The organism is Nibrella saemangeumensis (genome assembly GCF_039541915.1).
In the GTDB taxonomy this organism is placed as follows: Bacteria; Bacteroidota; Bacteroidia; order Cytophagales; family Spirosomataceae; genus Nibrella; species Nibrella saemangeumensis.
Genome location: NZ_BAABHD010000003.1, coordinates 191566 through 200822, shown reverse-complemented (window position 1 = coordinate 200822; position 9257 = coordinate 191566). Strand labels below are relative to the sequence as shown.

Below are 9257 nucleotides of genomic sequence, written 5' to 3'. Positions count from 1 at the left end.
GGAGGGCGTGAGAGCGCTAGAGCCGAGCCGTACTAATGAGCCTGGACGCGTAGTGCTAGGTAGCAAGCAGACATACTCTCTTTTCTCAGCTCGATCAGAGCATTAAAAAGACAAACCAACTCAGGTGAGCAAGCGACAAGCGGGCGAACCGGTAATGCCAAGCGAGGTTGGTGGTCAGAGTGCGGGTGGACACCTCTTCCCATATCGAACAGAGCCGTTAAGCCCCGTAACGCCGATGGTACTGCCTTCACCGGTGGGAGAGTAGGTAGCTGCCACCTCATCTATTTACAACCAAGAGCCGATCCTCACCGATCGGCTCTTGCTGTTTTTAGCCGGTTTGTAGTGAGAATACATTTAAGGAGTTATCTTAGTACAAAGAACTCCTAAACTTAGAATCTCAGCTATGTCAACGTCCCGCAGAAAGTTTCTGCAGCACTCCACTCAATTGGCCGCTGGAGCAGGCTTATCAACAGCCTTACCTATTGATGCTTTAGCGACTACATTAGATTCTTCTCAACCAGCCGCTGATATGGTTTCCGTCGCGTTGATCGGCTGTAACAATATGGGTTGGCATAATCTAAACTCTATGCTTAAGCACCAAAATGTACGGTGTCTGGCATTATGCGATATTGATAGCAATGTGCTAAATAAGCGGGCGGCTGAGCTGGAGAAGTCAACGGGTAAAAAGCCAATCTTATATAGTGACTTCCGGAAATTACTGGAAAATAAAGACATTGACGCCGTTATTGTAGGAACGCCGGACCATTGGCATTGCCTCATGACGGTATACGCCTGTGAAGCGGGTAAAGATGTGTACGTGGAAAAACCGCTAGCCAACAGTATTGAAGAATGCAACCTGATGGTAGCGGCTGCGCAGAAGCATAAACGCATTGTACAGGTGGGACAGTGGCAACGTAGCGGTCAGCATTGGAAAGCTGCCCTGGATTACGTTCGTGCCGGCCATATCGGCAAGGTCCGCTCGACGAAAACCTGGGCTTATATGGCTTATGGTAAAACTTTTCCGGTTCGACCGGATGAGCCTGTACCGGCAGGAGTTGATTATGCTATGTGGCTGGGACCCGCTCCGAAACGGCCATTTAACCGTAATCGTTTTCATGGTAGTTTCCGCTATTTCTGGGACTATGCCGGCGGCTTAATGACCGACTGGGGAGCCCATATGATCGATATGGTGCTGGCTGGGATGAATGTGTCGACTCCTAAATCGGTAGCAGCCATGGGCGGCAAATTTGCTTTTCCGGATCATGCCGGTGAGACACCTGATACCATGCAGGTGCTTTATGACTTCGGCCATTTTACCATGTTATGGGAGCAGTCTTTAGGTACGGGAAGAGGACCTTATGACCGCGATCACGGAGTTGCTTTTATTGGTACTTTAGGAACTGTAGTTATTGATCGTAGCAAATGGGAAGTGCTGCCCGAAGTGGAGGGTGGTAAGTACCTTACCCAGGCAATGCCAGTACAGCGAGGTGGTAGTCAGGATCTGGATAATCATACATTAAACTTTCTGGAGTGCGTGCGGTCCCGTCAGCGGCCAAACTGTCCGGTAGAAATAGGGCGGGATGTAGCTATTAATGCTCATCTGGGGAATATTTCTTACCGCACCGGGCGAAAACTCTTCTGGGATGCAGCCAAGAACGGCATTGTTGATGATGCTAAAGCAAATGAACTTGTGCAGGCCCATTATAATAGTTCCTGGAAGCTTCCCAACGTATAATATATCTGGCAAGAAAGAAGCCCACCCTCAGCTACTGGGGTGGGCTTCTTGATTTAGGACAGGCTATCACATGGCAGTCACATCAAGTGGCTCCTCCGCCTTAGATGGCTCTTTGCGAATTTGACGGTATCTGGTTAAATTTGTCAGTAATAGCGGCCGGATGAGCGGGTAGGCATGTCTGGTAAGCCAGGATAATGCGTGGCTATAAAAGGGCAAAAGAATTAGCTCCCTGTTAGCCGCAACACCTTTTAACAGAGCTGATACGGCGTCTTCTACTGCTACCAGCCTGAAGGGGTTTAATTTCATGGAGTCTTCGACAGAAGTGCCGGACATCAACGACGATTCATAAATATTTGTTGCAATAAAGCCGGGACAGAATGACGATACTTTTACCCCCAACGCTTTTCCTTCGAGTCGTAAACTGCGTGAGAAGGCTACGACCGCGTGCTTGGTGGTAACGTACGGAATTAGCGTTGGCTGGTAGACCAACCCTGCCAGCGAAGCCGTGGTCACTACATGGCCAAAGCCCTGGTTCACCATTACTTTATAAGCCTCTGTTGCCGTATGAATAACACCGTTCAGGTTTACTGCCAGGACTTTATGCCAGTCGTGCATGGGAACGTCGCGTACCTCACCCGCTACACTAATACCCGCATTGCAGAATGCATAATCTAACTGCCCATACCGGTTCGCAATATACCGGATCAGCGTTTTGACCGCCTGATAATCGGTAACGTCGAGTTGGTACGACGTGGCAATTCCGCCCTGCTTCTGGATATCATCGGCTACCGCTTCAACCGCTGCTCCGTTGATATCTGTTGCCACTACCACTGCTCCTTTCTCTGCTAACTGATCGGCCAATTCCCGGCCGATCCCCGATGCCGCTCCCGTAATGAAAATAATCTTTCCGGTAAAAGTCTCCATAGGCACACAGTTATTTAGTGATTTAATGTTCGAATTTACACAAAATCAAGACGGTATAGACTATTACCGGGATTCTGTTATTTTCCGGGCCAACGATTCTTAATACAATCATAAGTCAGCATGCGCGCTAGAGTATGTGACTTTGAGTTGGCTGCTCAATTCCCGTTCCGAAATTAGTACTTTTGCAGTTCGTTACTACTTCATCGCTTGTACACGCTGACTATAGTTTCAAATTTGTCCAGAATCAAACAGTGATTATACCCCTTGCCCACCGCGCCGGACAGACACAGGAGTACTATTTTTCCGTGAAACTGGCCGAAGTGCGGAAATTACAGGCCGCTGGCCATGATATTATTAACATCGGCATCGGTAACCCCGATATGATGCCGTCGGAGAATACCATTCAGGCACTTATCGAGTCGGTGCAGCAGCCCGGTTCTCATGGCTATCAGTCATATAAAGGCATTCCGGCATTCCGGGCTGCGATCGCCCGGTTTTACGCGCATACCTATGGTGTACAGCTCGATTCTGAAACAGAGATACTGCCGCTGATCGGCTCCAAGGAAGGAATAACCCATATATCATTGACGTTTTTGAACGAAGGTGATGAGGTACTGGTACCGGAGTTAGGCTATCCCGCTTACCGGGCGGTGAGCCGGATGGTAGGCGCAACCGTAAGGGAGTATGGACTGATGGAATACCAGGGCTGGCAACCCGATTGGCAGGCAATGGCAGATCAGGTCAACGAGCGTACCCGTATAGTCTGGCTCAACTACCCGCATATGCCGACGGGTGCCCCGGCAACGCGGGCTTTGTTTGAGCAGGCGGTCCGGTTTGCTCATGATCACAACGTGCTGCTATGTCACGATAATCCTTATAGCCTGATACTGAACCAGCGCCCACCCATCAGTCTGCTGTCTATTGATGGGGCCAAGGAGGTTGCCATTGAGATGAATTCGATGAGTAAATCGCACAATATGGCGGGCTGGCGGATCGGCTGGATGATGGCGGCAAAGCCCTACATCGATGCGGTGCTGAGCATCAAAAGCAACGTAGACTCCGGTATGTTTTTGCCGGTGCAGCAGGCCGCTGCGGAAGCTCTTGGCAACTCGGACGAGTGGCACCGGCAGCGTAACGCCGTATACCACGAACGGCTGGACGCCGTCCACGCCTTTCTGAACGCGCTGGGCTGTACCTATTCAACCGATCAGGAAGGCATGTTTATCTGGGCGAAGCTTCCGGATCATATCGAATCTGCCGAAGCGTTAGTAGATGATTTGCTGTATAACAAACATATCTTTATCGCTCCGGGCTTTATTTTCGGGCCTAAAGGGGATCGCTATATACGTGTGTCACTCTGTATGCCGAAAGAACGGATACAGGCTGCCGTTACCCGACTGAAGTAAAATTCCGCTTCCAAATGACTATTTCAATAATTGGCGTTGGCTTGCTGGGCGGCTCGTTTGCCCTGGCTGTGCGCGAAAAATACCCGAAAGTAAAGTTTATCGGCGTTGATGCCTCTATTGTCCACGGGGAGCTGGCTCTGGCGAAGGGACTGGTTGATGAGATGCTACCGCTGGAGGATGCGGTACCCGTCAGCACGCTGGTGGTGTTGGCCACACCCGTGAACACCATTATGGACCTACTGCCCAGGGTACTTGATCTGTTGCCGACGGGCGCAACGGTAATCGACCTGGGCTCGACCAAGGGCCTGATCTGTGACATAGCCGATCAGCATCCGAAACGAGCGCAGTTTGTGCCGGTTCATCCGATGGCGGGGACGGAAAACTCCGGTCCGGGAGCGGCTTTTAAGGAATTGCTACCCGGTAAGAACCTGATCATCTGCGATCGTGAAAAGAGTTATCCTGATAGCGTAAAGCTGGTAGAAGCCCTGTTCCGCGATATTGGCATGAAGATTTTTTACATGACGCCCAAAGAACATGATTTGCACCTGGCTTATGTATCACACCTCAGTCACATCAGTGCCTTTGCGCTTGGCCTGACCGTTCTGGAAAAAGAAAAAGACGAAAAAGCTATTTTCGATATGGCCAGCACGGGCTTCAGTTCAACGGTGCGCCTGGCGAAAAGCTCACCGCAGATGTGGGCCCCCATCTTCGACCAGAACCGCACCAATGTCTCGCAGGCGCTGGCCGATTATATTGAATTCCTACAGCGTTTCAAAGAAGTGATAGACCAGCAGGATATCAGTACCTCCCTCGATTTTATGAACCGGGCTAATATCATTCGACGGGTGCTGGATGGTATTGAGAGGAAGTAACGATAGTCTTTAGGTATTCTACATTAAATATTTCATCAAACTGCCGCTTTGATACTGACGGCGGGAGGGCACGCATGGCGGCAAAGACCAGAGGCTTTAACCAGGCTGGTAAGTTTACTGCTTTGCCAATGTTTCTTGAGGTGACCACTACCTTGTCTGCTTTGGCTTTCCGAATGGCTTCGTATTGGGCAAAGGCCTGTTCCGGTACATTGTGGCTGGCCAGGCAGGCGGCAATGGCATAAGCATCTTCAATAGCCTGATTGGCACCCTGCCCGAGATTCGGCGTGGTTGCGTGGGCGGCATCACCGAGGAGGGCTACCCGGCCCTGTGTCCAGGTGGGTAACGTCATCAGATCATATAAATCAGCGCGGAGAATACGGTGCTCTTGCATGTGCTCAATGACAGTTGTAACCAACGGATCGAAGTTCCGGAACAGGCGCAGCAGAGTTGGAATTGCGTCTCCTGGTTTGTCGGTCTGACCGGTTGGGGCGGGGGCGGTAGTGTACACGTAGACCTCCTGAGGACCGGTAGGGACCAAACCGAAACGCAGGCCACTTTCACGACCCCAGTATTCTTTGGCTGTCGTCTGCTGATCGTCCGTTAAGGGAAAATCGACCAGCGCACGCCAGCAGGTCTGCCCGGAGTACCGCGTAGGTTGTTCACCCAGCAGGTTTCGCCGTACGGCTGAGCGAATACCATCTGCTCCAATCAAAAAATCACCTTCCGCCACTGTACCGTCGGCAAATGTTACCCGTACCTGGCGGCTTGTATCACTAATAGTAGTCAGCCGTTTGTTTGTATGAATTCTTTGGGCAGGCAAGGCCGCCAGCAGTATTTTTTGCAGTCGCCCCCGGTGGATTGACACTATGCCGAAGCTGTAGGTATTGACGAGTGCGCCAACGTTTACCCGCTGAATTACCCGACCCGAAGCCTCCGTAATATAACTATCGGCAAGAGACCAGCCTTGTTGCTGAACATCCTGAGCCAAGCCCAGTCGGTTGAGAACCTGCAAGGCGTTGGGTGCCATAACCAGCCCTGCGCCTACCTCCCGGATGTCAGGAGCCTGTTCGTAAACCTCGAAATCGATGCCGCGCTGTTGCAGCGCCAGAGCGGTAGTTAGTCCTCCAATGCCACCGCCAATAATAATTCCTTTCATAATCTGGGGTGTTTTGTTAATTTTAGAACAAATGTACTAATTGATTTGAATCTAGAACAAGTGTTCTAATGTCTTTTGAGTAAACGGTGACTACAAAAGAAAAAATTCTGGAAACTGCCCGGCTATTGTTTAACGAAAATGGCGTTGAAACGGTAACTGTGCGTAGCCTTGCGCAGGAGGTTGGTATCAGCCACGGCAATCTATGCTATCACTTCGCCAATACCGACGTTATTATTGAGCGGCTATATCTGCAATTAGCCGAAACTATTTCAACAGGCATAAACCAGCTGGTGCCCGGAGAAAGTCTCTCTCTGGAACTGCTTCGGCGGCTTGGTACGGGTACGTTTGCACTGCTGTATGAATACCGGTTTCTGATGCGCGACTTTGCCGGTATTATGCGCCGGTTGCCTGCGATCCGTGAGCAACATCAGGCGCTTATGCAGCGTCGGCGGGATACATTCAGGCTGATCCTGCACCAGTTACGGAAACAAGATATATTAAGATCCGAATTATACCCCGGACAGGATAGTCACCTGATTGAGCAGATGCTGATTGTCGGTGATTTCTGGCTGTCGAGTGCCGACGTATTGTACGAGGGCCCGGATGAGGCAAAAATAAATCACTACGTAAGCGTCTTTGAGGCCTTGCTGCTGCCGATGCTCACCGAAAAGGGGCTGCAACAGTGGTTTGCAATACCACACTCAAACCCGGATCGTGAAACAGTTCGAGGGGTTTGACAGTAATAAGAGAGTTACCTGTTTACCATCAAAATCGAATTACTTATCATGCAAGCTACACAATCACTCGCTGCCATGGCGGGGACTATTACGCTTGGGGGTGACCTGACAGTCAATCGCATGGGCTTTGGGGCCATGCGTATTACAGGTGAAGGCATCTGGGGGCCACCCCGCGATCGTGCCGAATGTATCCGCGTACTAAAGCGCTGTCTGGACCTCGGCATCAACTTTATTGATACAGCCGACAGTTATGGACCAAATATATCGGAAGAGCTGATCGCGGAAGCCCTATATCCGTATCCTGACGGATTAGTGATTGCCACCAAAGGTGGATTACTCCGTACCGGTCCAAATCAATGGCCGGTAGATGCCAGTCCCAAGCATCTTGACGAAGCGCTGAAAGGCAGCCTGAAGCGGTTGAAGCTCGACCGCATCGATCTGTACCAGTTGCACCGTTTCGACCCGAAAGTGCCCACGGATGAAACATTAGGCTTTCTGAAGGAGAAGCAGCAGCAGGGCTATATTCGTCATCTTGGGTTATCGGAGGTAAATGTGGAGCAGATACAAACGGCCCAACAGTATTTTGATGTGGTGTCGGTGCAGAACATGTACAACATCGGCCATCAGAAATGGAACGATGTACTGGCATATTGCGAACAAAACAATATTGCCTTTATTCCATGGTATCCATTGGCCAGTGGTAATCTGAAGGCCGAACAGGCGGTTAAGGCGGTGGTGGACCGTCATCGCAAGGGCAATTCCAACGCGACTGAGTACCAAATTGCGCTGGCGTGGCTGCTGGCGGCTTCGCGGGTGATGCTGCCGATACCAGGCACCTCGTCGGTGAAACACCTGGAAGAAAATACGGCCGCTACCGAGATCACCCTAACGCCGGAGGATATGGCGGATATGCCGCTGCCTTATAAATAACCAATTACCGAAGCCGCCATTCGCAAAGCCGGGTGGCGGTTTTGGCCCTTTCTTTTTCCGCTTCGCATCAAAAAAATTAGCGCTTAAGTCGGCAGTACGTTACTTTGGGCTTGAATTTATTCGTACCCAGATGACACGTACACGCTGGAAATACCTGCTAACCTTAGTGGTCCTGACACTACCCGCTGTTGAGGCATTGGCGCAGACAGTGGTTCAGTCGGTACAGGAGGCTATTACCTTAGCCCAACGCAACAACCCCGAACTGGTAAATGCCCGGCAGAACCGAGCCTTGCAGGACCAGCAGCGGGTAGCCGCCCGATCTGCGTTGTTGCCGCAGGCGCGACTCTTTACCAACTTCGACTATAACTACGCGCTGCCTACGCAACTCATTCCTGCCGAATTTATTGGTGGTCAGGCGGGTGAGTTTCGGACGGTTCGTTTTGGACTGCCGTTTATGCTGACCGCCGGGGCTGAGGTAACGGCCCCGCTCCTCAACAAACCAATCCGCACCGATATTGACATCACAAACCAGAATCTGCGCATCCTGGATGATCAGACGCTGGTGCTGCAGGATGAACTTTCTACCCAAACCGCTCGGGTATACCATGCTGTTTTGCTGGCCAGAGCGGCCGTCGCTATCAATCAGCGCAACCTGGCCAGTGCCGACACCCTGGTGCAGATCGCCCGCGTCCGGCTGGATAAGGGGTTGATTGAGCCGCTGGAATATAACCGCATCCGGTCCGTCCAGCTCACCACCGCGGATGTGGTGCAGCAGAATGAACTGACGTATATCCGGAACCTGAATCAGCTAAAACTATTGCTGGGATTAACAGGGACTGATAGCCTGATGGTGGCGGAAAGTCTCACCACGCAGCCGGTCAACAACGATCGCACCGATGTCTCACTGTCAGCAGGAAGCTCCAGTGAGCGGCCACAGGTGACGTTACGCCGGTCGCAGGTAGCGTTGTATAAGCTTCAGCTGGACCGGGAGAAGGCGCTGCGGTTACCCACCTTATCGGCGTATATCCGGTATTCGGAGCAGGCGCAGCGAGACCGGCTCGATTTCTGGGATTTCAGCAAGCGCTGGTTCCCGATCGGCGTAGCTGGTTTGCAATTTAACGTGCCAATTTATACCGGCGGCTTGCGCAACAGCCAGCTTGCCCGTGCCCGGATGCGGGTGAAACTCGCCGAAGCTGAACTGGCCTATGAGCGGGTCCGACAGGAGATTGATACCGAGGATATCCGCAACGGCTATCGGCAGGCCACCCGCTCGCTGGACCTGAACCGGCAGAATTACGAAATCAGTGAGCAGAACGTGCAGATTTCGCTGGTGAAGTACCGCTCCGGTTTATTTGCCTACGATCAGTACCTCAACGTGTTCAACGAGGCTTTACAGGCGCAAAACCGGTACCTGAGTAATCTCTCGAATGCGTTTATTAATCAGACTATCTTGCAGTTAAGGAGATAGCCCCAATCCTCTGAAGGGGTATAAACCAA

The 9257-nt window shown here is 51.5% G+C and carries 8 protein-coding genes and 1 rRNA gene; 7 read left to right on the top strand and 2 right to left on the bottom strand.

What is annotated here, in order from left to right; all coding sequences use genetic code 11:
* Positions 1-166: 166 nt before the first annotated feature.
* Positions 167-278: ribosomal RNA gene (gene rrf, locus ABD949_RS01945) — 5S ribosomal RNA — on the top strand.
* Between the two features lie 125 nt (positions 279-403).
* Entirely contained in the window at positions 404-1735 is a 1332-nt protein-coding gene (locus tag ABD949_RS01940; protein WP_345240044.1) for a Gfo/Idh/MocA family protein, read from the top strand.
* 66 nt (positions 1736-1801) lie between these two features.
* Here ABD949_RS01940 and ABD949_RS01935 read toward each other — a convergent pair whose 3' ends face one another.
* Entirely contained in the window at positions 1802-2659 is an 858-nt protein-coding gene (locus tag ABD949_RS01935; protein ID WP_345240042.1) for an SDR family NAD(P)-dependent oxidoreductase, read from the bottom strand.
* 251 nt (positions 2660-2910) lie between these two features.
* Between ABD949_RS01935 and ABD949_RS01930 the strand changes: the two genes are divergently transcribed.
* Both ABD949_RS01930 and ABD949_RS01925 read left to right on the top strand, forming a co-directional pair.
* Positions 2911-4065 (top strand): pyridoxal phosphate-dependent aminotransferase, encoded by a 1155-nt coding sequence (locus ABD949_RS01930; protein ID WP_345240040.1) that lies wholly within the window; start codon positions 2911-2913, stop codon positions 4063-4065.
* Positions 4066-4079: 14 nt separating this feature from the next.
* Positions 4080-4937, top strand: a complete 858-nt coding sequence (locus ABD949_RS01925; protein WP_345240038.1) for a prephenate dehydrogenase — start codon at positions 4080-4082, stop codon at positions 4935-4937.
* Here ABD949_RS01925 and ABD949_RS01920 read toward each other — a convergent pair.
* Positions 4900-6093 (bottom strand): FAD-dependent monooxygenase, encoded by a 1194-nt coding sequence (locus ABD949_RS01920; protein ID WP_345240037.1) that lies wholly within the window; start codon positions 6091-6093, stop codon positions 4900-4902. The genes ABD949_RS01925 and ABD949_RS01920 overlap by 38 nt on opposite strands.
* Positions 6094-6179: 86 nt before the next feature.
* Between ABD949_RS01920 and ABD949_RS01915 the strand changes: the two genes are divergently transcribed.
* The 3 genes from ABD949_RS01915 to ABD949_RS01905 all read left to right on the top strand — a co-directional run bounded on the left by ABD949_RS01915 (position 6180) and on the right by ABD949_RS01905 (position 9228).
* Positions 6180-6830: a TetR/AcrR family transcriptional regulator gene (locus ABD949_RS01915; protein ID WP_345240035.1), complete on the top strand. Its 651-nt coding sequence runs from the start codon at positions 6180-6182 to the stop codon at positions 6828-6830.
* A gap of 48 nt (positions 6831-6878) precedes the next feature.
* Positions 6879-7760: an aldo/keto reductase gene (locus ABD949_RS01910; protein WP_345240033.1), complete on the top strand. Its 882-nt coding sequence runs from the start codon at positions 6879-6881 to the stop codon at positions 7758-7760.
* 130 nt (positions 7761-7890) lie between these two features.
* Positions 7891-9228 carry a TolC family protein gene (locus ABD949_RS01905; RefSeq protein ID WP_345240031.1) on the top strand — a complete coding sequence of 446 codons (1338 nt, stop codon included), beginning with the start codon at positions 7891-7893 and terminating at the stop codon, positions 9226-9228.
* Positions 9229-9257: the final 29 nt, after the last annotated feature.

Coding starts and splice junctions, on each gene's coding strand:
- ABD949_RS01940 (WP_345240044.1), top strand. CDS start 404: ATGTCAACGTCCCGCAGAAAGTTTCTGCAGCACTCCACTCAATTGGCC.
- ABD949_RS01935 (WP_345240042.1), bottom strand. CDS start 2,659: ATGGAGACTTTTACCGGAAAGATTATTTTCATTACGGGAGCGGCATCG.
- ABD949_RS01925 (WP_345240038.1), top strand. CDS start 4,080: ATGACTATTTCAATAATTGGCGTTGGCTTGCTGGGCGGCTCGTTTGCC.
- ABD949_RS01920 (WP_345240037.1), bottom strand. CDS start 6,093: ATGAAAGGAATTATTATTGGCGGTGGCATTGGAGGACTAACTACCGCT.
- ABD949_RS01910 (WP_345240033.1), top strand. CDS start 6,879: ATGCAAGCTACACAATCACTCGCTGCCATGGCGGGGACTATTACGCTT.
- ABD949_RS01905 (WP_345240031.1), top strand. CDS start 7,891: ATGACACGTACACGCTGGAAATACCTGCTAACCTTAGTGGTCCTGACA.